At 37.7% G+C, this 24,844-nt stretch carries 20 protein-coding genes; 1 reads left to right on the plus strand and 19 read right to left on the minus strand.

The genetic code is table 11. The annotated features are described in order from the left end of the window. Window positions 1–100: 100 nt before the first annotated feature. From BN3261_RS09125 to glf (BN3261_RS09135), 3 genes are all read right to left on the minus strand, one after another. Window positions 101–3,040, minus strand: coding sequence for a C1 family peptidase (locus tag BN3261_RS09125; protein ID WP_059086079.1), 2,940 nt, complete (start codon window positions 3,038–3,040; stop codon window positions 101–103). 39 nt (window positions 3,041–3,079) lie between these two features. After that, entirely contained in the window at window positions 3,080–3,772 is a 693-nt protein-coding gene (locus BN3261_RS09130; protein WP_059086080.1) for a hypothetical protein, read from the minus strand. Between the two features lie 122 nt (window positions 3,773–3,894). Then, on the minus strand, window positions 3,895–5,010 hold the full coding sequence (glf, locus tag BN3261_RS09135; RefSeq protein WP_059086081.1) for a UDP-galactopyranose mutase: 1,116 nt from the start codon (window positions 5,008–5,010) through the stop codon (window positions 3,895–3,897). Window positions 5,011–5,259: 249 nt separating this feature from the next. On the opposite strand from glf (BN3261_RS09135), the gene BN3261_RS09140 reads away from it, so the two are divergent. Further along, window positions 5,260–6,294: an Rpn family recombination-promoting nuclease/putative transposase gene (locus BN3261_RS09140; RefSeq protein WP_059086082.1), complete on the plus strand. Its 1,035-nt coding sequence runs from the start codon at window positions 5,260–5,262 to the stop codon at window positions 6,292–6,294. A 597-nt stretch (window positions 6,295–6,891) separates the two neighbouring features. On the opposite strand, the gene BN3261_RS09150 is transcribed toward BN3261_RS09140, so the two are convergent. From BN3261_RS09150 to galE, 16 genes are all read right to left on the minus strand, one after another. Further along, entirely contained in the window at window positions 6,892–7,398 is a 507-nt protein-coding gene (locus tag BN3261_RS09150; RefSeq protein ID WP_059086084.1) for an acyltransferase family protein, read from the minus strand. A 124-nt stretch (window positions 7,399–7,522) separates the two neighbouring features. Beyond that, window positions 7,523–8,425, minus strand: a complete 903-nt coding sequence (locus BN3261_RS09155; RefSeq protein WP_059086085.1) for a sugar phosphate nucleotidyltransferase — start codon at window positions 8,423–8,425, stop codon at window positions 7,523–7,525. A gap of 24 nt (window positions 8,426–8,449) precedes the next feature. Then, complete coding sequence (gene glf, locus BN3261_RS09160) at window positions 8,450–9,568, minus strand: UDP-galactopyranose mutase (RefSeq protein WP_059086086.1); 1,119 nt, start codon at window positions 9,566–9,568, stop codon at window positions 8,450–8,452. A gap of 27 nt (window positions 9,569–9,595) precedes the next feature. Further along, complete coding sequence (locus BN3261_RS09165; protein WP_059086087.1) at window positions 9,596–10,726, minus strand: acyltransferase; 1,131 nt, start codon at window positions 10,724–10,726, stop codon at window positions 9,596–9,598. A gap of 79 nt (window positions 10,727–10,805) precedes the next feature. Next, window positions 10,806–12,053 carry a hypothetical protein gene (locus tag BN3261_RS09170; protein ID WP_059086088.1) on the minus strand — a complete coding sequence of 416 codons (1,248 nt, stop codon included), beginning with the start codon at window positions 12,051–12,053 and terminating at the stop codon, window positions 10,806–10,808. A 99-nt stretch (window positions 12,054–12,152) separates the two neighbouring features. Beyond that, window positions 12,153–13,613, minus strand: coding sequence for a flippase (locus BN3261_RS09175; RefSeq protein WP_059086089.1), 1,461 nt, complete (start codon window positions 13,611–13,613; stop codon window positions 12,153–12,155). 62 nt (window positions 13,614–13,675) lie between these two features. Next, window positions 13,676–14,749 (minus strand): glycosyltransferase, encoded by a 1,074-nt coding sequence (locus BN3261_RS09180; RefSeq protein WP_059086090.1) that lies wholly within the window; start codon window positions 14,747–14,749, stop codon window positions 13,676–13,678. A gap of 27 nt (window positions 14,750–14,776) precedes the next feature. Next, on the minus strand, window positions 14,777–15,832 hold the full coding sequence (locus BN3261_RS09185; protein ID WP_059086091.1) for an NAD-dependent epimerase/dehydratase family protein: 1,056 nt from the start codon (window positions 15,830–15,832) through the stop codon (window positions 14,777–14,779). A 1-nt stretch (window position 15,833) separates the two neighbouring features. Then, window positions 15,834–16,571, minus strand: coding sequence for an IspD/TarI family cytidylyltransferase (locus BN3261_RS09190; RefSeq protein ID WP_059086092.1), 738 nt, complete (start codon window positions 16,569–16,571; stop codon window positions 15,834–15,836). 4 nt (window positions 16,572–16,575) lie between these two features. Continuing rightward, window positions 16,576–17,394, minus strand: coding sequence for a LicD family protein (locus BN3261_RS09195; protein WP_059086093.1), 819 nt, complete (start codon window positions 17,392–17,394; stop codon window positions 16,576–16,578). Then, window positions 17,391–18,515: a glycosyltransferase family 1 protein gene (locus tag BN3261_RS09200; protein ID WP_059086094.1), complete on the minus strand. Its 1,125-nt coding sequence runs from the start codon at window positions 18,513–18,515 to the stop codon at window positions 17,391–17,393. Before BN3261_RS09200 ends, BN3261_RS09195 begins: the two co-directional genes overlap by 4 nt. Window positions 18,516–18,546: 31 nt before the next feature. Beyond that, window positions 18,547–19,581: a glycosyltransferase family 2 protein gene (locus BN3261_RS09205; protein WP_059086095.1), complete on the minus strand. Its 1,035-nt coding sequence runs from the start codon at window positions 19,579–19,581 to the stop codon at window positions 18,547–18,549. Window positions 19,582–19,592: 11 nt separating this feature from the next. Next, window positions 19,593–20,417: a DUF4422 domain-containing protein gene (locus BN3261_RS09210; protein ID WP_059086096.1), complete on the minus strand. Its 825-nt coding sequence runs from the start codon at window positions 20,415–20,417 to the stop codon at window positions 19,593–19,595. 329 nt (window positions 20,418–20,746) lie between these two features. Further along, window positions 20,747–21,982 carry a zinc ribbon domain-containing protein gene (locus tag BN3261_RS09215; protein WP_059086097.1) on the minus strand — a complete coding sequence of 412 codons (1,236 nt, stop codon included), beginning with the start codon at window positions 21,980–21,982 and terminating at the stop codon, window positions 20,747–20,749. Between the two features lie 151 nt (window positions 21,983–22,133). Then, entirely contained in the window at window positions 22,134–23,243 is a 1,110-nt protein-coding gene (locus tag BN3261_RS09220) for a tyrosine-type recombinase/integrase (protein ID WP_059086098.1), read from the minus strand. A 503-nt stretch (window positions 23,244–23,746) separates the two neighbouring features. After that, window positions 23,747–24,763, minus strand: coding sequence for a UDP-glucose 4-epimerase GalE (galE, locus tag BN3261_RS09225; RefSeq protein WP_015527335.1), 1,017 nt, complete (start codon window positions 24,761–24,763; stop codon window positions 23,747–23,749). Between the last annotated feature and the right edge of the window lie 81 nt (window positions 24,764–24,844).

Raw genomic sequence — 24,844 nt, forward strand, 5'->3', positions numbered from 1 at the left:
CCTGATATAATCATATATATACACATATTCAACCAAAACATAAAACGCCCGGATCTGGAATGTTTCAAGCCAGATCCGGGCGTTTTATATTTTAACACTTTTATCTCTTTGCTGCTTTTGCAGCGTATCCTCCGCAGAGTACTTTTCCACCGGAGGTTTTTATCCCTGCACGCACCGCATAGTAATACGTTGTTCCCTTCTTTGCGGTCTTATCCTCAAAGGAGGAACGGCTGCCTCCGGAAACTGTACTGATCTTTTTCCATGAACCCTTTCCGGTCTTACGGTAGATCTGATAGCAATCTGCTTTCTTCTGCGCTTTCCAGCAGATCTTCAGCCCCCTGGAGGTCTTCCTGACACTGGATATCTTCTGAAGTTCCGGATAGGACAGGATATAGCTGCTTGCCTGATATCCTCCGAAAACTTTTTTCCCGTCTACATTCTTATATGGCCTCACAGCATAAGCGTAGGAGGTGATTCCCTCAATCTTCGTGTCCTGCCAGGACAATACTTTGTTGTTCACGGTTCCGATCCGAACCCAGCTTTTCCCCTGGAGCTTCCGGTAGATATGATAGCCACTGGCTCCGGAAACCTTCTTCCAGGATACCCTGTTACATGGTCCGCTGACAGCTTCAGCCACTGCACGGGCCTTCCCCAGCTCCGCTTTTGCTGAGAACGGCGAAGATGCGGCTCCATAAACAGTCTTCTTTCCGGAACGTACATAAGAAGCCCGGATTCGATACGTATAAGTGCTTCCTGTTTTCACTGCAGTATCCTGCCAGGTCACTACATCTGCTGCCACGGTTGCCATTTTTTTTGAATTTCCGCTTTCATCCCAGCGATAGATAGCATAACGATTGCAGCCGGGAACTGCTTTCCAGGAAATCCGTATCCTGTTAAATGCCTTGGAAACCAGTTTTACACCTGTGGTCTGACGAAGCTTCACCGTAACCTTACAGGTAGCTCGGATTCCCCTGGCATTTTTTCCGTAGCAGGTTATGGTTGCTGTTCCCGGATTTTTTGCAGTAACAACGCCGCTGCCATTTACAGCAGCCACACTGGTATCTGAGCTTTCCCAGACAATGCCGGAAGCATCCATCTCGGATCTGGTAGCCGAAGCATTCAGTGTTTTCTGATCTCCGGAATACAGACTTATCTCAGACGAAGAAAGCTGCATCCTCGCCGCACTGCTCAGAGTCCTGGTATGCACCTTGATCCTCGGCGTTACCGATGGATTAAATTCAACTGCATCCATCCAGGTATCCTCCGCATTATATCGCAGAAAGCTCTGACCGGATACGATAGACGGAGAAAAGCTGCACCAGCCATAACTGACCTCTGCCTCCACACAGTATTTTATATATGTGCTTCCTGCATTTGTCACCACAATAGAATACAGACTGTTCTGGCTGAGCAGGACCTCCGGGATCTGAAAGGTCATAACCCCAGCCATCGGCTGACTGCAGAAAACCGGTGTGGAATACGCCGGTGTTCCACTGGTAGGATCACTGGCATCCTTCAGATTTGTGTACACCTGCACAGTATAGGAATTATTGGCAGACATGGAGCTAAGCGTCACCTCGCCAAGCGATTCCGCTTTTCCATTTCCTGCACTGGCACGAAAAACCGTGGACAGCTGTTCCCCTGCATACATGCGGATAGAACCAAGGCCCGACGTTCCGTCATAAAAATAATTGTTGCTATATTTCGGTGTATTGACAGCCGTAGCCGCAACCAGCTCACTGACAGACTTATCCTCATAAGACATATAAAAATATCCGGATTTTCCCCAGCCTGTGCCCCAGCTGTTCTTAACGATCCAGGCTCCGTCTCCCTTTACCTTGGAAGATGCCCGGAAATTCTTTGCAGAATAATTGTCATCCCAACCCACCACTGTAACTACATGATTCACGTTCTTGGTGCTGGTAGGATAGGAATAGGCCGCTGTACTTGCATTGTAATAGGCATTCTGTGCATTATACATCACAGTGACCGAATTATTTGCAACCAGAAGCTTCTTCATGGCATTTACGGAATAATCGGAAAAATAGGCATTTTTCAGATAAGCAGCTGCATTGTACGCCTTGGATGCCGCCGGAGTCACACCGGTTTTCTGTGTATGCGTGGAATCTGTTGCCAGAGGCACATCCCCTTCTGTTGTCATTCCGGACCAGGTGCTCAGAAACATGGAAGCCAGAAGATCATTTCCGCCCTCATGATAATCTGCGTTTCCTTTATCATCTGTCCCCATATGCTTATTGACATCCCCGTAGGTATTTCCAAGCGGGTCATTCTTTCTGTTTGCAAAAAAATACGCCAGATGCTCTTCCGACAGATCATAAGTCCCAAGGCCCTGGGTCAGAAACGAAGTTTCCAGAAGAGAGGCCATTCCAAATGCCCAGCACATACCGTAGGGCTCCTGATTCTTTACGGAAGTGACATATCCCTGATCCGCTGCATTATAATAGGACGGATAGGCCGCAGCTCTTCCCATCGGTACCTCATCCACATCATTTCCGATCTCCACGGCGGTGGAATAAGAGGTCAGATTATCAAAGGGTGCCAGCTGTTCCTGCTCCTCTTCCTCCGTAAGCGGACGGCCCTTGATATATTCGATGCCGGACTCACCACTGTCTGAGGCATCCCCGAAGCTCTCCTCACCGTCACCAAAGGTATCCTCCTGGGAATCCTCCTCCTGGGAATCAGAATACAATCCTTCTGATGTTTCGGGAGTCTCTGTATCCTCCTCGGAGCTCTGCAAGGCTATATCCTCGGTATCCCCGTCGGCTGCCTCTGCAATATCCTCGGTCTGTTCATCCGGGATACCGGTGTTCTCTGTGGTATTCCCTTCTGCGGTCTCCGTCGTATCCTCTGCTTCCGCCGACTGCGTCTGTGTATCTTCAGACCATTCTTCATTGAAGCCTTCCGCAGAATCACTGAAGCCTTCCACATCGGCTGCCATGACCGGAACCTGGCTGCCCGCAACTGCCACACACAGAAGAAGCGGCAGTAATTTCTTCCTGACAAGCTGTAATCTCTTCACAAAATTCTCCACTTTTCTTATATTGATCTGGTTTATCTGTTAACGTTTCTTCAAATGATAACCCAGAATTCCGATTACTGCAAGTACTGTTGCGATCCCGATCCAGATAAACGGACTTTTATACCAGGAATTTTCTTCTTTAAAAGATGTCGCAGCTGTGCCATTGACCGGCTTGGTAACAGCTTCATCCACAGATCCCCCACCTTCTGTTGTTCCATCCGCTGCAGGCGGTCCCTGGACCTCGCCTCTCTGAGCCTGAGAACTGCCTGTATTGTCCGTCCCTGCTGCTTCCCCCTGAGTCTCGCCGGCTGCGGAATCCTGCGTATCGGATGCGTCTCCCTGATTCACTGCAGAAGTCTCTTTCTCTGTGCCCCCTGCGATTCCGGCCTTCGCCAGCTCCGCATCCTTTGAGGGCCGCAGCTCCTCCAGCGGCACATAACCGTATCTGCCATTATACTCTGTATATCCCCAGGTCTCACCATTCTTCTCTGTCTCCCCTTCGATATGCAGGACAGTACCATCCCTTACCGTCTTATCATTGAGCTTTTCACCTTTTCCGTCGGTGGACGGATAGATATCCACACCAACTCCACCGGAATCCACCGTCATATAATAATCTGTGGTATCTGCCGGAGCTTCCACCTTCACCACAGCCGACTTGTCCGCATACACCGGAACACTCATACTCAGCATCAGCATTCCTGCCAGAAGCACACCTTTGCATCTTCTCATTGCTCTTTCCTCCCTCAAAAAATCTCACTGCCATTCTATGCATAAAATCCCCTTATATTTCTCTTTTGCCTTGGCTCCGAAATATAAGAGGATCTTATCATTAGTTATATCCAGTATCTTTTTTATGCAAGCTCCCGCTCACACATATCCAGCGCAGAAGCGATCACCGCATCCATGTCATAATATTTATATTCGCCAAGACGGCCGCCGAAGATCACCTTCGGTTCCTTCTCTGCAAGCTCCTTATACTGTCCGTAAAGCGCTCCGTTCTTCTCATCATTGACCGGATAATACGGCTCATCTCCAGGCTTCCACTCGGAACTGTATTCCCGGCTGATCACCGTTTTCGGAAGATCATTCCCCTCCTCATCCTTTCCGAACTCAAACCATTTATGCTCGATGATACGGGTCCATGGAGTCTCCACATCCGTATAATTCACTGCTGCATTTCCCTGGAAATTAGGTTTATCCAGTGTTTCATTCTCAAAACGCACAGAACGATACTCCAGAGTTCCCAGCTTATAGTCAAAATATGCGTCGATGGCACCTGTGTAGATCACTTTCTCCGCCATTGCATCGTACTGCTCTTTTTTCTCCAGATAATCCTCATTCAGCCGTACCTCGATACCGTCCAGCAGATTGGCAACCATCTTCGTATAACCACCCACCGGGATTCCCTGGTACAACGCATTGAAATAGTTATTGTCAAAGGTCAGACGCACCGGAAGCCTCTTGATGATAAAAGCAGGAAGCTCCGTACATGGACGTCCCCACTGCTTCTCCGTATAGCCCTTGATCAGCTTCTCATAAATATCCGTACCTACAAGACTGATAGCCTGTTCCTCCAGATTCGAAGGTTCCGTGATCCCTGCAGCCTGCCGCTGCTCCTCGATCTTTGCCGCAGCCTCCTCCGGAGTCACCACGCCCCACATCCGGTTAAAGGTATACATATTAAACGGAAGACTGTACAGCTCCCCGTGATAATTGGCAACCGGACTGTTGGTAAAACGATTGAAGGTGGCAAACCGGGTGATATAATCCCAGACCTTCTTATTATTGGTATGGAAAATATGTGCACCGTATTTATGCACGTTGATTCCTTCCACCTTCTCTGTATATACATTTCCCGCAATATGCGGACGCTTGTCGATCACAAGCACTGACTTCCCGGCACGCTTCGCCTCCTGTGCAAAAACCGCACCGTAAAGACCGGCACCTACGATAAGATAATCGTACATTGATTTCATTCTCCCTGTTCTTTCATTGATGCTGTTATTTTAACACCGGAAAAGGGTAGCTGGCAAGAAGCCACTGTAAAATCCCGGTAAATCTTATGTAAGAATGTTATCAAACAGATCTCCGCAAGCTGCAAAAATGATAAAATATCAGATATCCGCTTCTCAAACGCCAAAATGTATGATACCCTGTAACTGGATCAGATAATAAACTACTCTGATCACATAAACAGATCGAAGGTGGTGAAACCTATGGGTACAAAGGATACCATCACCAAAGATTACATGGCTGACAACCGCGTTTTTGCGGATGTGTTCAACCATATGCTGTACAAAGGAAAAAACATCATAGACCCTGACACTCTTCATCCACTGGATACCACAGCTCTCGCTGTCCCCTACGGATCCGGCACTTCAGAAGTTCCTGTCCAGAAATTCCGGGACGAATTCAAATCTCTTAATGTTATGCACGATGATTCAAGGATTTATCTTCTCCTGGGGATTGAAAATCAATCGGAAACACACTACGCAATGCCGGTCAAAAACATGGTCTATGATGCATTAGAATACGCAGGGCAGGTAGAAAATTCCGCCAGATCCCACAGAGAAGCAAAGCAATGGCCTTCTACATCCGGAGAATATCTCACCGGCTTCTACAAGGATGACCGGCTCATCCCAGTCATAACCACGGTCGTGTACTTCGGTTCCGACACCTGGAACGCTCCTAGAAGCCTCCACGAAATGCTCTCTGTCCAGGACCCCGAAATTCTTTCCATGGTCCCGGATTACCGGATCAATCTCTTCTCACCTGCCGAGATAAAGGATGAAGAACTTGACAAACTCCAGAGCAATCTCAAAGAAGTCATGCTCTTCATCAAATATTCCAAAGATAAACGGAAGCTTCAGGAGCTTACCTCACAGCGTCCCGGCTTCCGGTCACTCGAGCTCAAAGCAGCCCGGGTCATCGACTCCATAACTGGTATCAACTTACGTTTCACAGAAACAGAAGGGAGGGTTAATATGTGTCAGGCTGTTCAGGAAATGTGCGATGATGCACGTGCCGAAGGCCGTCAGGCCGGATTGGCAGAAGGTCGTACTGCCGGACTCGCAGAAGGCCGTACTGCCGGACTTGCGGAAGGCCGTACAGAAGGCCGCACAGAAGGCCTTCAGGAACAAGCTATGCTGACAGCACAGCGTATGCTTCAGGATCCAAGATTCTCCCCTGAAGACATCTCCAGATTTTCAGGCCTTTCTCTTGAGGACGTGCTGAAATTACAGAAGAAATAGCTTGTATTGGAAATGCTCAGATCCTTTGTGGGGGATCTGAGCATTTTGCTATTCTTCTGATTAAGGCTGAAACCGATTGTTATCTATTACCCTAAATCAGCTTTTTTTGTAATTTTACAATTGTGTATGTCAAAAACAAACTTATCAAAATACAAAAAACATAATTTTGAAAATAAAATGTCTTTATCCCTATAACATTCATAAGTGCTCTAATTGCAACATGAGTCAAATATAATTCATAAGACATTTTTCCAAACTGCTCCAATATCTTTACAATTCTTTTAGGCATCTTTCGCATACTTACAGCAATACAATACAGCAAAAAAATCCCCCAAAAACACATCAAAATCCTAAATCCTAGTTTTGACACAACTATTTTGGTTACCGGTAAAAAGTCGCACAGCATTATCAGTACTCCAAAGAAAATTCCCATTTTATCTATATTATTAATACAAGCATTCTGGTAAACTTTTTTTCCACACCAACACCCTATGAAAAAAACAAGAAATCTTCCCAATAGAATTTCTATATTTAAATTCAATACAGGAGCTACAATTCTCGGTAAAAATTGAATAACTAAAGCCATAATCAGAAGAATTAACAGTTGCCCCCAATCTGACCACTTTTCTTATAAATAAATGGATAAATTAAATATGCAAAAACAATAAATAACACATACCAAAAGGTTCTTGTCCCTTGTGTAAAAAATGTAGCAAAGCCAAAATCAAATGCAAACATCTTGACACCTTTTTGCATGATAATAAGATCAACCACAATCCAATATGGAATAGCAACCATAAGATAAGCTGGCAAAATTCTCTTTATTCTCTTCTGAAAAAAATGCAAAATATTGGAATCTTTTGACATCGAAAAATATAATCCAACACCGGACAGAAAAACAAAGAACTCAACTCCAACACTACCAATGAATGTGTTATACAACTTGCCTAAAAATCCCAATCCCCCTCCGGACAAATTTGAATTTGCTATATCTTCAAAAAAATGAAATATCATAATTGAAATTATCGCCACACCATAAATTGCATTACGATTTTTGCTAAATATATTCCAATTATCCTTCGAATTCATCACCGATATATTCATCACAATGTTCCTTTATTTCTTTATATATTGGGGCCATTTGCAAATGATTCTATATGCCTTCTATATAAAATAATAGTAACATTATCCCCATTTACTGACGGCCTCGCTTTTATACAAAAAGCTCCTATAAATCAGCAAAAAGCTCTTCTCTGTAAATTCCTTTTTCCAACATTTCTCTGAAACTATCCTTCACTGCAGCAACATCCTCTTTATAAGTCATACCATACCAAGTATCATTGGTACGAAGAACCTTTACGGATATCCTGCCTTCTGTCAAAAGTTCTCCAATAAATGTGGGAATCAAAAATTCCGCCTTTATAAGATTCTCCGGGACCACTTTTTCAAAAAAATCTTGAAAACCACTTTCCAACGTTTCCAGAAACTCCGGTGCCAATCCCCACATATTCATAGAAACAAGTGACTCTGTATCCAGCTTTACGCCGTCCGCCTCGGCACCTTCTGCATTCTTCACAATATTGGAAGTCTCCACAATCTCCGCCAAATTATTATGCTTATCCATTTTGCAGATACCACGTGTCACACCACCATTATCAGACAGCGTATTCTTCAACACAAAACCCGCCATACAAGACTGCCCGCCATTTACAAGATAATCATGAACCTCACGAAAGCCTTCTTTTCCATAATAATCATCCGCATTGATCACAACAAAGGGCGTTGTCAAAACATCCTTTGCAGCCAGAACTGCCTGTCCAGTACCCCAAGGCTTCGTACGTCCCTCTGGAAAATCACATGGAATATCTCTGATATCCTGAAAAGCATAATCAACAGTCACAGAATGCTCTCTGCAGACAGCCTCGATTCTGTCTCCGATTACATCCTTGAACTCCTTTTCAATATCCCTGCGGATAATAAAAACCACTTTATTAAAGCCTGCTTCGATCGCATCATGAATCGAATAATCCATGATAATATGACCCTGTTCATCAACCGGCTCCAGCTGTTTGATACCACCGCCAAAACGGGAACCGATACCAGCAGCCATGATAAGTAATGTTGTTTGCATTTAATTTCCCCTCATTTCCTGATCTTAATGTAATTCTTTTTCACAGCGGTCTAATACAGCCGCAATAACCTGATCCATGTCATAATATTTATATTCACCAAGACGTCCGCCAAAAATCACATTTGTCTCAGCTTCTGCCAGCTTTTTATACTCTGCGTAAAGAGCTCCATTCTTTTCATCGTTAACAGGATAATACGGCTCATCCCCCGGCTTCCACTCAGAACTGAATTCTCGGCTAATCACTGTCTTAGGAAGATCGTTACCTTCCTCATCCTTACCAAATTCAAACCATTTATGCTCAATGATACGCGTCCATGGAGTTTCCCGATCCGTATAATTCACAGCTGCATTTCCCTGGAAATTCGGTTTATCCAGAGTTTCTGTTTCAAAACGCACGGAACGATATTCCAGTGTACCAAGCTTATAATCAAAATATGCATCGATCGGACCTGTGTAAACTACTTTTTCAGCCATCGCATCTAATTCATCTTTGTTTTCCAGATAATCTGTACTCAAACGAACCTCAATACCTTCCAGAAGATTTGCTACCATCTTCGTGTAACCTCCAACTGGGATACCCTGATACAAAGCATTAAAATAGTTATTATCAAATGTCAGACGAACCGGCAGACGTTTAATAATAAACGAAGGAAGATCCTTACAGTCACGTCCCCACTGTTTCTCGGTATAACCCTTGATCAACTTTTCATAAATGTCACGTCCGACCAGTGAAATTGCCTGCTCTTCCAGATTCTTTGGTTCTGTAATTCCAGCTTCTTTTCTCTGCTCCTCAATCTTCGCTGCAGCTTCCTCCGGTGTTACCACACCCCACATTTTATTAAATGTATACATATTAAAAGGAAGACTGTAAAGTTCCCCTTTATAATTAGCGACCGGGCTGTTTGTAAACCTGTTGAACTCTGCAAACTGAGTGATATAATTCCATACTTTCTTGTTGTTAGTATGGAAAATATGTGCTCCATATTTATGTACGTTAATACCTTCTGTTTTCTCTGTGTAAACATTTCCAGCAATATTCGGTCGCTTGTCTACTACAAGAACTGTCTTTCCTGATTTTTTTGCTTCGTGCGCGAAGATTGCTCCGTATAAGCCGGAACCTACTACTAAATAATTGTATTTCATTTTTCTTTCACCTCTACAGCCTTTCTTTTAACCAAAAATTTTCCTTTCAAAAAAATTGTAAATTTCTCTAAATATCTTCAACCATGAAACACTATATTTATCTATAATTCTCATATACCTTTTCTCAAATTGATTCTTTCTTACTAAATCAATCATTGTACATATAATATAAACTATAGCAACTACTCCAATAGAATAAGGAATGATCATAATAGAATCCTGATACCTGTAATTTTTGAATAAGCTCATCCACAAAAAAGATCTGACAATTTTATTATCATGAATCAGGTACACTCCAAATGTTGCAGATGCAGTTATATTTATCCATTTACGATAATTCATTTTCCACCTTGTGAACGCTAAAAACAATGTCAAAGATATTAGCAACATAGGTAGTTTTTCTTGTCCATAAAGATATGTTTCATGTGTAGCAAATATATTCCATTTTTTACCAATTACTATGAATACAATGCCACATAAATATGTTAATAAAGAAAATAAAAAACATAATTTAAAATAATGTTTTGATGTAAATTCAGTCTGGAATTTATATTTTTTCTCATATCCGGCAATTGCATATAAAGTCATAAACCATAAAAATGAATTCCCCTGATATTCCGAATTAGTAAATGTTGGAATTATGGACCAGCATACAATAAGTAAAATTAATAATTCCTGATACGATTTTTTTTTCAAATTATTTAAAAATTTATTTAAAAATGGATGTATTAGCAATAAAACAAAATATGTACTTGCAAACCACCATTCAGAAAACGTAATAGGAAAACACATTTTTATTAATGACTGCATTTCAAAATTTTTAATATCTACTATTACAGATATAAAAAAAATTACAAACGAATAAAAAAACACCTGTCCCCAAAACTTTAAGATTCTTCTTATGTAACTGCATACTGATGTTTTCCGATCAATTAAAAAATATCCAGAAATTAATACAAATATATTTACGCCTATTTTCCCCCCACCATAAATAAAATTATACCAAAAATGAGAAATCGTAACTGAATTTGTCTGCCATTTAAATCCACCATGAAAAGCAAAATGATGAAATACTATCAATATCATGGATATAATCCGTAATAATTCTATTGAAGAATTACGATTGCAAATTCTGTCAGTAAAATTCTTATTCGACATCTTTCAATATTCCTTACCTTTTTTCATAACACACCAAACAAATAATATTTTAATCATATAATTGAAGTATTATAAAATATTAAACAGCTTTTCCGAAATTTTTGTTAAAATTGGAAGAAATTCTATTATTTTGATATTTGATGTATGATTTTCTACTTTTTGAATATTTATTTCTTTCCATTAATACTGAACCAATCAAAAACCAAAATGTATTATAATGCAAATATAAAAACAAATCGTCTACAATACAATGTCCAGCTATAAATGTAAGCATGAACATCAAATAATAATTTTTATTTTTTAGACATTTAATGAGAGTATAAGTAAGCAATAGTACTACTATAATCATCACAATGATTCCAAATCTTTGCATGATTGATATATAAAAATTATCTACCCATAAATATGTCTTCGTACTTTTATTTCCTGCTGAATCAAGACCATTTCCGATCCATTCCATGTTGTGTTTTCCCCAAAAGGACACTCCATATAATATTAATGATCTTTTTCCAAATTTCAAACGATTATTTAAAAAATCATTAATAGTATACATCCAATTAATACTATCACTAAATTTTACGGTCATCATAATAGACCCGACACATGAAATAACAAACGATAATGTCATTCCAACATGAAGTATTTTAGATTTTTCCAAAATAGATGGAAAAATCTGAAACAAAAACATACATAAGATCATTACTACGGACATATAGAAAGATAATCTTGAATTTGTTTTGTAAAATATAAAACTATTTGAAAGCAATAAAATCAATATGTCATGAATTTTTAATTTCTTTCTTTTTTTATAAAGAATCAATGCTGTGATATTAAATATAATAGCAGCTGGATACAATGCATATCTAAAGCCTAAATATTCCCTATATCTTCCATCAAATAATTCTGTATAATTTTGTATTATTCCAACATAAGCGCTCAAAATAATAGCTATTAACATTACTGATGAAACATATTCTGTTAATTTGGCTATTTTCTCAAATGCAATATCCCGTCCGCAATATACAAAAGCAATCAACAATACAATATCATTAAATAAACTGGTGTTATATATTACAACTCCACACATCATACTACATATAGCTAATCCCCAAAATGCCTTAATATTCTTTTGACATTTTATAATTTCACTTATAAAAATCAAATATAGACATAATACTTTTAGCGCAATGTATACTCTGCCTTCAAAATATTTATAATAAAACGACGTACTTAACAATGCAAAGATCAAATATAAAGTATATGCTACAAAAAAAATCAACTGACTCGTTGGTATTTTTTGTACCTTCATTTTTGTTTTTATTTTCATTTTAATTGATTCCTTCCTTACAATTAAATGATCTCTTTACCATTATACATTGTATTTTATCAATGAATATTATTGTAATAAATGGACTTTTACTGAATCTTATTTCTGCTTACTTATCCTCATTTTATTCAATAACAATTCAAATATTTCTACAGCTATTTTTTCTTTTAGTACAAGTAAAGTGCATCCATATGTACCAAAAAATAAAATTGCTGATAATATTAGTGTTCCAATGCTTCCCCATTTCAAATTTTTCACCCATAATGCAGCACCACTTCCAATCAAAGCAGCACATATAATTTTCAAATATGGAATCTGTATAAAAGCATCTTTTACTTTCTCTTTCAATGCATAAAATTGAACTATCAAAACTACTGCTTCGGCTACCAATGTCCCTATTGCAGCTCCTACCGACGCATATTTAGGAATCAAAATTGCATTGATAATAACATCTACTACGGCTCCTGCGATTTCAGAATATAATACACTTTTTTCTCTTCCCATAGGAACTAACATTTGTATTCCCAATATATTTGTTATTCCTATCAAAACCAGTGTTGGCATAATCAATTTCATAGGCATAACTGCACCTTCATAAGCATTTCCTGACAAAAATATAATTCCTTGTCTTGCAAAGTAAATAAAATAAATTGTCATTGGAATAGCTATAACCATTACAAAATTTAATGATTTTTTTGTAATTCTATAAAATTGTTTTATTTCACCTTTCTGGATATAATAAGACGCTCTTGGCAATAGAACTGTTCCTAAAGATGTTACAATACTTACAAGTATCACTTTTATTTTAATGGCAGCATTATAATATCCAACGTCAGTATCTGATGACATAAAACCTAACATCACAGTATCCAGATTAGTATAAATTGTTGTGGCGCAGGACATTGCAAAAAAAATCAATATAGGTTTTATATGACGTTTTAAATTATATTTTCCAACAAATCTCAAATTTATATATTTATGTGCATTAATAAAATTCAATATATTTGACGCTGAAGAGGCAAATATTGTTATTCCTCCATAAATCACATAATCCTTTTGTTCATGTACCAGCAAAAACATAGCTATTAATGCTACAAATTTAAAAATTACCGATCTCACTGTAATGTAAGTATATTGTTCAAGTGCTTTATACAACCATTCCATACCTATAGATGTAAGTATAATCGTAAAGCTCAAAAGAATATACAGCTCTTTTTCTAATGTCAATTTCTGTATTGTAAATATTGATACAAAAAGCGCCGCATACGAAATTACATTCATAATTAGATTGATAATTAATAATTCCTGCACTACTCTCGATAATTCTTCACGGTTATCTCTCACTTGCGCGCAAGCTCTAATACCATATGTTGGAATACCTAATTGTGCAAACATCGAAAAATAGTTAATAATTGATGTCGCAAATGAAACTTTTCCCGTTCCTATTGGCAAAAGAACACGTGACACATAAGGAAATGTAATTAATGGAAAAATAAAAGAAGACATTGTCAAAAATGCATTCATAACAAAATTAACTTTTAAAGATTGATTTTTTTTCATTATAATTCCTTTTTATTGATACGTATCATCTACATGCATACTTTCTATCTTATCATTCAGATTCAACATTCTTTCATTATTTTTTTTGTATAAAATCCTGAACGTAATTTTTCTCCAACCTCTTCCGCATTCTTTTTCATTGTAGCATACTCATCTTGAGATATTTTATCAACAACATTTTTAATTTCATATAACGACTCAACCATCAATCCGCAATTATTTTCTTTTACAAACTCCGCTAATGCAGCATTTTTCCATATTATTATCGGAATTCCAGATGCAAGATATAAAGATGTTTTATGTGGATTATTAATTCTTAAATACTCGCCAAACACTCCTTCACATGTATTCGAAGATGTACCATCCCATACTAATCCCCATGCCCCTTGCATTACATATGGAAGTTGCTCCGGCGGAAATGCTCCATAATATTTTATGTCTTTGTTAGTATTTCCAGTGTACCCTACACCGTACAAATTAAACTTTTGATTTTCAGGCAATTGATATGCATAATAGGCCTTATGTTTTCTAAGTGCCCCTGCAATAATAATTGGTTCATTTTTATCTAATACATCTACTTCTTTTTTTTCCAGATCGTACTCTGGAATTAAATAATCAAAGATTTCTAAAACTGCTATTTTAGAAGCATCTATTCCACATTTGATAAGATATTCTTTCATTTTTGTATTGTGTGCTACTATTTTGGAGCAATTTTTTAAAACTCTTTTTTCTTCTAAATATATACGTAATCTTTTTTTCTTTCCCAGATCACTCCTTTTGGCAGAACGAAGAATTTCCAAGTCATGTATAATTAAAACTATTTCTATATTTCTTTTACAAAAACTTTTAATTAAATCTGCAAAAAAAAGTGAATGTTCAATAATGGGGAACTGTATAAAAACTCTATCTCCTGCTTTTATTCTTTTAAATTTGTTCTTCCAAATTGACAATATAGAAAAATGTTCTTTCATTTTTCCTATAATACTTTTAGAATTTCTTTTGTTTTCTTGTGATGGAATTTCTATTTCATTCATATTTAAGCTCTGCATGATAGAATACAAATCATCTCTAGCCTTGATGCCCGCTGTTTTTTTTACTCCATCACCGATTTGTATCTCTTTCACATAATAATCCATCGTGCTTATTCTCTCCATTCTATTTCATTAAAAAACTTCCTGTTTCATATAATCCAGCAATTTTGCATACGACATTTTCAAATCAATATTGGCATTCCATCCCAATTTCTGCATTTTTTCGGCACTTAAATGCATTTTCACATCTGGCGCATATCCGTTCTCATTCAAATTTGGGGAGATATCATAAACGACCTTTTGTTTTCCATTTCCAAATTCATCAATTAACATTTCAGCCATCTTCGCTATTGTAGTATGACAGTCCTCATTTGAAATATTATAAGAATCTCCCTTAACACCTTTGAGTAGCAATATCATTATTCCTATTATAGCATCCGCCGAATATACATAGTTCCCTTCTGAAAGACCTTTTGTATGCAAAACAACATCTTCTCCATATAAAATGCTTTTTGCAAATTGTGCAAACACTCTGTTTTCTGTTTTTAAAATTCCAGCTCCAAAAGTTTGCGCCAATCTTGCCGTAACTACATTAACATTATACTGGGCTGCATATGCATTACATAAGCATTCACAATATCTTTTTCCTTCTGGATAACAACTTCTCACTGACGCCAAATTCACATATCCCAGTTGATTTTCTGTAATTTTATGATCCTGAGTGTTTAATATTCCATATACTTCCATTGAAGAAATAAACACCATATTTATTACTGATTTTGTTCTTGCCAGTTCCAATAAATTCAATGTACTATTCGCTGCAAGTTTGAGGCAATCCACAGGATATTTAATCATGTCCTTTGATGCGGTTACTGCCGCGCAATGAACAATATAATCAACTTTTTCAGCTATATTTAAAGAATTCTTTTCCAAATCACATGATATATACGTAATATTTTTTTCGTCGTACAATTCTCCAAATACGCTCTTTGCTTTATCCGTGTTTCGAATTATTGCTATAATCTTTAAATCCAAACCATACTTTTTATTGCAGTACGCAAAATTTTTCACTAATAATGATCCCACCAAACCAGTTGCACCGGTAATAAGAATCACTTTATTTTTGAATCTATCAAAACTTATATTACTATTCGAAACATATTCAAAATCTTTTTCTAATACTCCCATTCTATTCCTCAATTCCATAAATCTGCGCATTTTCTTTTGCATCTAAAATAGCTCTCATAATATAAAAATCATCTGGTGTCGTAATTTTTATATTTTCAGTTGGACCTTCGATCAAATAAATCTTTTTTCCATACTTTTTCATCAAAGAGCAGGAATCAATAGCATTTGTTAATCCTTCATTAATTGCTCTCCGTTCAACTTCCATAATATCATTCAAAAAGAAGCTCTGAGGGGCCTCCGCCAATCGAACGCAATTCCTATCTGGAATTGTATTAATTTCTGCATTATCTTCATTCTCTACAAGAAGAATTGTTTCTTTTGCTTTTACACAAGTTATGGCAGACCCGTTTTCCTTTACAGATCTTATATTATCGGTTATTAATTTCGAATTAATCAAAGGTCTGACTCCATCATGAATCAATACAATATTTTTCTCTTCTTTATCTACCACTGATTCAGCTGCACAAAGTCCATTATAAATTGAAAGCTGTCCGGTTTTTCCTCCAGGAACAATTTTCTTCACCTTTCTTATATTATATTTTTCTAACAATTCGTTCAAATATTGAATTCTGTCTTCAATGCATGAAATTACTATTGCATCTATCTCATCATGATTCTCAAATTGTTCCAATGTATGAATTATAACTGGTTTTCCTCTCAACATTAAAAACTGTTTAGGTAACTCCTTGCTATGCATTCGACTTCCTATGCCACCAGCAAAAATCACTGCAATATTCATATATTTACTCCTCCGTACAAAATACCGTCATTTCATGACAAATTCTTTGGCTTTCAGGTGGTAATTCCATATAATCTTTATACAATCCTGTTAAATACTCATCATAATTAGATGGTGCATTGAAAAAATATTTTTCAAATTCTACAGATATAGGTTTCATATAGCCTTTTTTATGTATTTTTTCCTGCGGACCATATCCCCACAGAATTCCTCCAATAAATTCTGAATCTTCAAATTTATAGGTTTTTGCTAATTCATCTATTTTTTCACAAATCTTCTCACTACTTATAACAGATAAACATTTTATCACAACAGGCTTTGCAATCCTTTTAAAAAGATTTTTCCCTTTTCCGATTTTAGCTATTTTTAAAAAAATAAGTTTACGTAATTTCAAAGATTTTTTATATATTTTATCAGTTTCTTTTGAATCATTTGGATTTCCATCAATAGGAAAAACATCTATCCATATACCATTTACATTCAAATCATCATCATAAAATTCTGTGGATATTTTTGTTCTTTTATCAACCAATTTTATAAACGGAAATTTCAAAGTTCCATCTTTCCACGAACAAATTTTTAAATGATTTGGCAAACTTGAAAAATCAATATCTTTTTTTTCTAATAATCGATCATAATCTGGTCTTGGCATCAACACATCAATGTCATCATCCCATGGAATAAATCCTTTATGGCGAATTGCTCCCAGCAATGTTCCACCGCATAATGTATAATACAGATTATTTTCTTTACATAGCTTATCAAAATCTACCAGAATATTTAATTCTGTTTCTTTTATTTCCTCCAAACTCATTTTTCTCATTTGTTCACCACACCATCCAACAATAATTTTTCTAATTTTTTTGCTTCGGTATGAATTTCATATCCTCGCATTGTAAAATTTTCCACTATCTCATTTATGGAAACTCGGTTTATATTTGCTTTAATGTTTAATATTTCTTCAGCCCAGGACTCCGCTGAATTTTCCAAATTCCAAAATATAAATGATGGATTAATTTTAACTTCTTTAGGAATTACGCTGTCAGATGCTAACATAGGTACTCCATTTGCCTGCGCTTCCATCGCAGCCATACTGAGTCCTTCAAATTTAGATGGAAATAAAAACAGATCGAATGTACTCAACCATCCACATATGTCTTTCTGAATTCCGGCCATATATACATACTTATTTAGTTTCTTTTTATCAATCTCTTTTTCAAGCTTTGTCCTGTCTTCTCCATCACCTATTAAAATCAATCTTACTTTTGGTTCTTTTTTTATAAGTTTTTCAAATATGTCTAAAATAAACATTTGATTTTTTTGGAAATGCAACCTTCCTATATTTCCTATGATATAATTTTCTTCCCACTTCAAATCTCGCCGCAATTTTTTTCGCTTCACATCATCAAAACAATATTTTTCTACGTCTATTGCATTACTGATAATAATAGATTTTTTTATTATTGAAGAATCATAAAACCATTCCGAAGCTTCTTTTGAACAGCTCCAAAAATCCGTTGCGTAATGAGCAATTCTTTTTTTATTATATTGATGTAAAATTCCTCTTAACCTGCTATCCATATTTTGAGAATTATGGCTATGTATAATTCTTCTTTTTACCCCATATTTTTTTGCCATTTTCAGATAATCAATATTGGCAAGACTACACACATTCACCCATATTGCATCATACTTAGAAGCATTATTTTCAAAAAAATTTTTTAATTCTTTTTTGTATTTTTTATAATTTTTACTTCTCGCAGGAAAATGAAATGTTTGTGAGCCATTGGAAATAATTTCATCTTCGAAAGCGATTTTATTATATGAATTACATAAAAAATCAAAATGAAAGATATTCTTATCCATGTAATGATAGTAATTCATAATAACACTCTCTACCCCACCTGGATTTTCTGTCATACCAAAAACTAATATTTTATACATAGGTTTCCTCACAATTTAATGTTTGACTATTTTAATTTCTACTTTTTTCGTAAATATAATTTTGATATGCCCGCACAATATATATGATACTTGCAATATGAACCAATTTATATTTCATAAAAAAAACAGGCAATGTTCTCGCTGAAAAATTATTCTTTATATGGAACTTTTTTATCGCATCTTTGAATACAGGTGTATTTATAATTTTTTTTATATGCTCTATTTTTTTTACATAATTTTCTTTATTATTAACGCAAAATATACCTCTAACACAGGCTATATTTAAATGCATTAAAATATAATCATTAAATGCCAATTGTACATTTTCATGTTGTTTTTCAATATACTTACTCGTTATATTCATAGCTTCAATATATTGAAGCACTTTTTTATCTGCGTTACTCCTCATCGTAGACTCATTGTCTATAGAATAATGGTAAAATATCGTATCACTTATGCTAATTCTGGAACAATGCATTAAATAATGTAATGTAAAATCACTATCCTCTGAAAGCTGCATTTTTGTATTAAAGCTAATTCTATTTTCATAAATAATGCTTTTCCTAAAAATCTTTCCCCAAACCTGCATGAATTTTGTTGGATTTGCGATCATTTCCAACTTCATTTTTTCTGCAGAGTCATTAAAATAATATGTTTTCTCTTCTTTATTGTTTATATAATTTGCTCTATTACCAATCTCGTAACTATATACATACAAATCCGCTTTAGCATTTAATATATCTTCGTAAATATATTTTTTGCTTTTAGATACTATATAATCATCTGCATCGACAAAGACAATCCATTCTCCTCTGGCGTTTTTCAATCCTTCATTTCTAGCTCTTGACACTCCTTTTTCCGAATGAATTAGTTTAATATTTTCTCCATATTTTTGAATTAATTTTAATGCAACACTATTGGTGTAATCAGTTGATCCATTTTCAACAATCAATATTTCATATTTCTCCATGTTACAAGTATGTGTAATACTTTCCACAGCTCTTTCTAATGTATCAGCCGCATTATATGCTGGAATAATATATGAAATTAATATTTTTTCATTCATAATCCTCTTATTTAAAAGCTCCCCTCATATCTTTTTCCAACAAACTTAGCTTTTAAAAACGCTGTACTCTTTTTCCACCAATTAATCTTTTCCATATGCTGGTAAGGCAACTCTTTAATCTCATTTTTCTTAATTTTCCCTAGTTTAATCTCACCATCAAGCCACACATTAAATATTATCTCGCTTACTCTTCCATAAAATCGCCCCTGAAATGCTGATAATTCCTGTGGATCGATGCGTTTTTCTAACTCGAAGAGAATATCAAATAACCATTCACAATAATCATTCAGATATCGTTTTTGCATGATCATCATATTGAACATATATCCGTAAGTGTGTTTTACAACTTCATCATAACTTTTCAGATAGTCGGGATATTTTTCAGCGATTATCTCTCTGGTGATATCTAATTGAGATGCATAATGTGTATGTTCATAATGGGAATATAAGGTTTCTATATAATACTTTCTTTTTTTAGGTACAAAAATTTTATATTTTTCCAACATTGGGCGCAGCTCATTATACGTAAGAACACCTTCAAATGGTGCCTTGGTTTTCTTTCCAAAATGGCGTCTATAATGTGCCAATCCTGTATAATCCGTGTCAAGATTTTTCCATGCCCAATATAAGCCTGTAAGCTCACAATACGCAGCGTTTTTGTTTGAAATGTTTTCTCCTGTATTATCTTTTTGATACCCTAAATCCAGCGGATTTCCATTCTGATCTGTTTTTCCCTCTGCGCCAACATGCAGTGGAAGATACATTGCATCTTGAGGCATTTCATATTTTTTATGTGTTGCTACTATAATTTTTACTGTAGGCGTATTCTTCGTCATTTCAATATTTCCTTACATGCTTTCTCTCTTTTTTCTATTCATCCTCCATATGCAAGTTTTTATTTTTCATAACTTCGAATACACTCCCCAACTCAAAAGCCGGCACATTCTTCGCCGTGCCCGCACCTTCTTCAGGTACACACACGACAGGCGGTATTCAACCCGACGGTGTTTATCACTGATATACACCGTGTTTTGCTTTCGCTTTCTTTTTGTCAGCACGGCAAAGCCGATGCACTGACCTTATGACATCTGTTTTCTGACATGCCATAAGGTCAATCCACCTGCTCGCTTTTCATACTGATATTCTGTTTCCTTTGTTCTTCCCTTCATGCTCTGCGTCCAAACTGTGTCAGGCACTTTTTCCCGAGATTTCTCACAGCATTCAGATATCGGTCCGTCTGATGTCCATTGGCGCAGCAGCATAGTTCTGTTCTGGTGTCAGTCCGAATGATTTCTGCACCGCACTTTGCACAGATTTTGCTGATGCCGGTGGCGTGGACTTCGATAACGATGATTCCGTTTTTCCAGGCTTTGTAGTCCAGGTACTGGCGGATCCTGGTGCTTAAGTGGAGCGGGCCCCAGTTTCCTGAGCCTTTCATGACGTTTCTGGAATATTCCTGGTTATAACGTGGAAGTACGATCACGGAGACGTCCTGCTCTACGGCAAAACGTAAGATCTGGCTTGTGACCTGGTGTCCATAGTGTTCAGAAAGATGTTTCAGATGCATCCAGTATTTCTGATCAACTCTGCCTGTCTGTCTGCCTCCGGTTGCTTCCTGGGACTTCTGGATCTTTTCCAGAAGCTTTCTGCAATGGTGACTGTATTCCTTTCCGCCTTTCCAGAACTTCACTGCAATCTCCTGACCGGTTCCGTCCAGAACAACGCCTGCTGCAAAGGCATCACTGTTTGTAAACTGAATACAGAGTATCCTGCATCCTGCCTGCATCCTCTGACGTACGGTTGCTGTATTTTCATTGTTCTGACGTACTGGAACATGCAACATGTCATATTTGTATTCAAAAACTACGGATGGTGACATGAGTCTAGCGTTTTCCGGAAAGTCTCTGCCTGACAGCCGGCAATGCATCCAGGTCCATGTGTCTCCTGTCCAGACACGCAACGTGATCTCTTTAGCGGAAAAATCCTGATACATTCCTTTGTAATAGGTAACTGCTGCATTTAGTTTCTCGGCTCTGCCGATCTTCTCATCCTGGGCAAAACGGCTGATATAGCTTTTGGCTGAAGCAATTCCTTCATTGGCTGCTGCTCTTCGAAAATACAGTGGAACCTTTTGCCAGGGGAGGGGATCTGATGGTATGCGTCCGCCTCGTCCCGGAATGCTCATGATCTCCAGCTCGCGTAAAGTCTGCTGGCTTCCCAGTTCCCAGAGATCCGTATGATCCAGAAGCAGGTTGTAATAAAATTCAGCGATCCGGTTATAAAATTCCTGTGTGGTCCGCAGCCATTCCGGATGTCTGCACCAGAGATGCAGTCGCCAGGTTGTGATGCTGTAGCCGCTTTTTCCGGTGTTTTCTTTTTTTCCGGTTTCCGGTTCTTTCATTTTGGTTCTCCGTTTTTCGCAAAGAAAATTCATTATAATATAACTTATCTAAATTATTATTTTTGTCACTTATCATTTCCATAAGCGACAAGCAGGCCGGAAACCCGTATAAATGCGGACTTCCGGCCTGCTTTGACCATAATTCTGACTGCTAATAGTTCAGCTTTTCCATGCACTTCTGTTTTTGTTTTATGCTGCTGTGCACATAAATATCCATGGTGATCTTGACGGACGAATGTCCCAGAATTTCAGAAAGTGTCTTACTGTCAAATCCCATTTCCGTACAACGGGTGGCAAAAGCATGCCGGAGAGAATGAATGTTGATACTGGGGATTTCACATTGCTGAAGGAGCTTCTGGAATTTACGCTGTATATTTCTGGGCTCCATACATTTACGATTCGTACCCGTCAGCAGGTATGAATCAGGTTCAGCAGCAATCCGCTTCATTTTTTTCAATAAAAAATCAGGGATTGGAATATCCCTGATGGATGAGACTGATTTAGGAGGACCTATCATTAAAACGGTTTTGGGTTCGTCATCAGATTCACCAGAATAATCAAGATTTTTTATCCGTGAGATCGTTCGCCTTATATGAAGCAGTTTTTTATCAAAATCAATATCTTCCCACCGGATACCGCTGAGCTCGCCAACGCGGATCCCTGTATAAATACATAGCAGGATGCCGATGGGAAATTCTGAGTCCTCAGCAGAGAGAACTGTGATCAGCTTTGTGAGATGTTCATGAGAAATAAGCTGAAAAGGACTGGTATTTATTTTGGGATACCGAAATTCAAGCTGTGAAAGATTCAAATACCCCTGTTTTTCACCATAGCGTAAAATACTGTGGAACAGGATCAGAAGATTTTTGATGGTACGTGGCGAAAACCCCTGCTGTTTCAGCTTTTCAGAGAAGGTATATACAGAAGCAGAAGAGATGTATTTCAACGGCATATCACCAAATTCCGGAAGGATATGTGTATCAAGAAGTGTTTCGTAGCAGGCATAGGTGCTGAGCTTTACAGCGTAACGCATGGATAACATCCATTCTTCACTGAGGTTTCGAAATACATAACACTTTCCCGGAGAGTTTTGAAGATTATTCTGACATAAAATAGCCAGCTTTTTCTTTTTTACAGCCTCGTATGTACGACCATACAGATATCCGTACTGGATCCGTCCATTCTGGTCACGACATTTTTCATAGCGCGCCTCCCATCTTCCGTCTTTCCTTTTTCTGATATTTTCCCCTTTTCTAGGCATAATCGTAGTCTCCTTTTCGCACTATTATAGCAAAAGTCTGACCATTTTTGTGACCACTAATAAGCGAAAAAAAGAAAAATTTGTCGTATATAAAAAAATTTAACCGAAAAAAACTGCATTTTTGGTCGAAAGTGGTGCATTTTTCGTATCTTGACAGTGACAGGGTGCAATGCTATCATTGATTAAGATTCAAAAACTATGCAATTTGAGAGAAAATCACCTGTCGCTTATGGAAATGATAAGCGACTTTTTTACCCTCAAAAAAACAACACGGCAGACATCCCTCCGGGGCTGTCTGCCGTGTTTTATATCGCTTTTATATTTTTATGTAATTAAGCTTTCTGTTCCTTAAGCCTCATATCCATTAGGGTTCTGGCTCTGCCATCTCCAGGAGTCTNCGACTTTTTTACCCTCAAAAAAACAACACGGCAGACATCCCTCCGGGGCTGTCTGCCGTGTTTTATATCGCTTTTATATTTTTATGTAATTAAGCTTTCTGTTCCTTAAGCCTCATATCCATTAGGGTTCTGGCTCTGCCATCTCCAGGAGTCTGCACACATCTCGCGGATTCCGTTCTCTGCTTTCCAGCCGAGTTCTTTCTCTGCCTTGGTTGCATCGGAATAGCAGGTTGCGATGTCGCCTGGGCGGCGTGGTTTGATCACATATGGGATCTTGACGCCGGTAGCTGCCTCAAAGTTCTTAACGATATCAAGAACACTGTAGCCTTTTCCGGTTCCAAGGTTGTAGATGCTTAATCCAGAATTGTCTTCCAGCTTCTTAAGGGCTTTTACATGGCCCTTGGCAAGGTCTACTACGTGGATGTAGTCACGGACACCTGTTCCATCCGGTGTATCGTAATCGTTTCCGAATACGCCAAGCTCTTTCAGCTTGCCTACTGCTACCTGTGTGATATATGGCATCAGGTTGTTCGGGATACCATTTGGATTCTCACCGATGGTTCCGCTCTTATGAGCACCGATCGGGTTGAAGTAACGAAGAAGAACTACGTTCCACTCCGGGTCTGCCTTCTGGATGTCTGTAAGGATCTGCTCCAGCATGGATTTGGTCCAGCCATATGGGTTGGTACACTGTCCCTTCGGGCACTCCTCGGTGATCGGGATCATTGCCGGATCTCCGTATACGGTTGCTGAGGAAGAGAAAATAATATTTTTAACATTATGTTTTCTCATCACGTCTACAAGAGTAAGGGTTCCTGCGATATTGTTCTCATAATACTCCCACGGCTTGGCAACAGATTCACCAACTGCTTTCAGTCCTGCAAAATGAATACAGGAGTCGATCTCTTCTTTGTCAAAAACTTCATTTAATGCTTCGCGGTCCAGAATATCTGCTTTATAGAATTTCACCGGTTTGCCTGTGATCTTGGATACTCTGTCCAGAGCCTTCTCACTGGAATTGCATAAATTGTCAACTACTACAACATCATATCCTGCGCTCTGCAGCTCTACAACGGTATGACTTCCAATGTATCCTGCTCCACCTGTTACTAAAATTGCCATAGTTTTTCTCCTCCTCTATTGGATCTAACTGTTCCTGTTTATTTTAGCACTGTTCCTTTGTTTCCACAATAGCAGAAAACC

It is taken from the genome of Blautia massiliensis (ex Durand et al. 2017), from assembly GCF_001487165.1.
Lineage (GTDB): Bacteria > Bacillota > Clostridia > Lachnospirales > Lachnospiraceae > Blautia_A > Blautia_A fusiformis.

What these genes read in the sequence shown, in the direction of transcription:
- BN3261_RS09180 (WP_059086090.1), bottom strand. Translation starts at nt 14,749, where the DNA reads ATGGATTATTATGTGAAAGAGATACAAATCGGTGATGGAGTAAAAAAA.
- BN3261_RS09220 (WP_059086098.1), bottom strand. Translation starts at nt 23,243, where the DNA reads ATGCCTAGAAAAGGGGAAAATATCAGAAAAAGGAAAGACGGAAGATGG.
- glf (WP_059086086.1), bottom strand. Translation starts at nt 9,568, where the DNA reads ATGAAATACAATTATTTAGTAGTAGGTTCCGGCTTATACGGAGCAATC.
- BN3261_RS09170 (WP_059086088.1), bottom strand. Translation starts at nt 12,053, where the DNA reads ATGAAAATAAAAACAAAAATGAAGGTACAAAAAATACCAACGAGTCAG.
- BN3261_RS09155 (WP_059086085.1), bottom strand. Translation starts at nt 8,425, where the DNA reads ATGCAAACAACATTACTTATCATGGCTGCTGGTATCGGTTCCCGTTTT.
- BN3261_RS09205 (WP_059086095.1), bottom strand. Translation starts at nt 19,581, where the DNA reads ATGAATGAAAAAATATTAATTTCATATATTATTCCAGCATATAATGCG.
- BN3261_RS09185 (WP_059086091.1), bottom strand. Translation starts at nt 15,832, where the DNA reads ATGGGAGTATTAGAAAAAGATTTTGAATATGTTTCGAATAGTAATATA.
- BN3261_RS09165 (WP_059086087.1), bottom strand. Translation starts at nt 10,726, where the DNA reads ATGTCGAATAAGAATTTTACTGACAGAATTTGCAATCGTAATTCTTCA.
- galE (WP_015527335.1), bottom strand. Translation starts at nt 24,763, where the DNA reads ATGGCAATTTTAGTAACAGGTGGAGCAGGATACATTGGAAGTCATACC.
- BN3261_RS09195 (WP_059086093.1), bottom strand. Translation starts at nt 17,394, where the DNA reads ATGAGAAAAATGAGTTTGGAGGAAATAAAAGAAACAGAATTAAATATT.
- BN3261_RS09150 (WP_059086084.1), bottom strand. Translation starts at nt 7,398, where the DNA reads ATGAATATATCGGTGATGAATTCGAAGGATAATTGGAATATATTTAGC.
- BN3261_RS09175 (WP_059086089.1), bottom strand. Translation starts at nt 13,613, where the DNA reads ATGAAAAAAAATCAATCTTTAAAAGTTAATTTTGTTATGAATGCATTT.
- glf (WP_059086081.1), bottom strand. Translation starts at nt 5,010, where the DNA reads ATGTACGATTATCTTATCGTAGGTGCCGGTCTTTACGGTGCGGTTTTT.
- BN3261_RS09200 (WP_059086094.1), bottom strand. Translation starts at nt 18,515, where the DNA reads ATGTATAAAATATTAGTTTTTGGTATGACAGAAAATCCAGGTGGGGTA.
- BN3261_RS09140 (WP_059086082.1), top strand. Translation starts at nt 5,260, where the DNA reads ATGGGTACAAAGGATACCATCACCAAAGATTACATGGCTGACAACCGC.
- BN3261_RS09130 (WP_059086080.1), bottom strand. Translation starts at nt 3,772, where the DNA reads ATGAGAAGATGCAAAGGTGTGCTTCTGGCAGGAATGCTGATGCTGAGT.
- BN3261_RS09215 (WP_059086097.1), bottom strand. Translation starts at nt 21,982, where the DNA reads ATGAAAGAACCGGAAACCGGAAAAAAAGAAAACACCGGAAAAAGCGGC.
- BN3261_RS09210 (WP_059086096.1), bottom strand. Translation starts at nt 20,417, where the DNA reads ATGACGAAGAATACGCCTACAGTAAAAATTATAGTAGCAACACATAAA.
- BN3261_RS09190 (WP_059086092.1), bottom strand. Translation starts at nt 16,571, where the DNA reads ATGAATATTGCAGTGATTTTTGCTGGTGGCATAGGAAGTCGAATGCAT.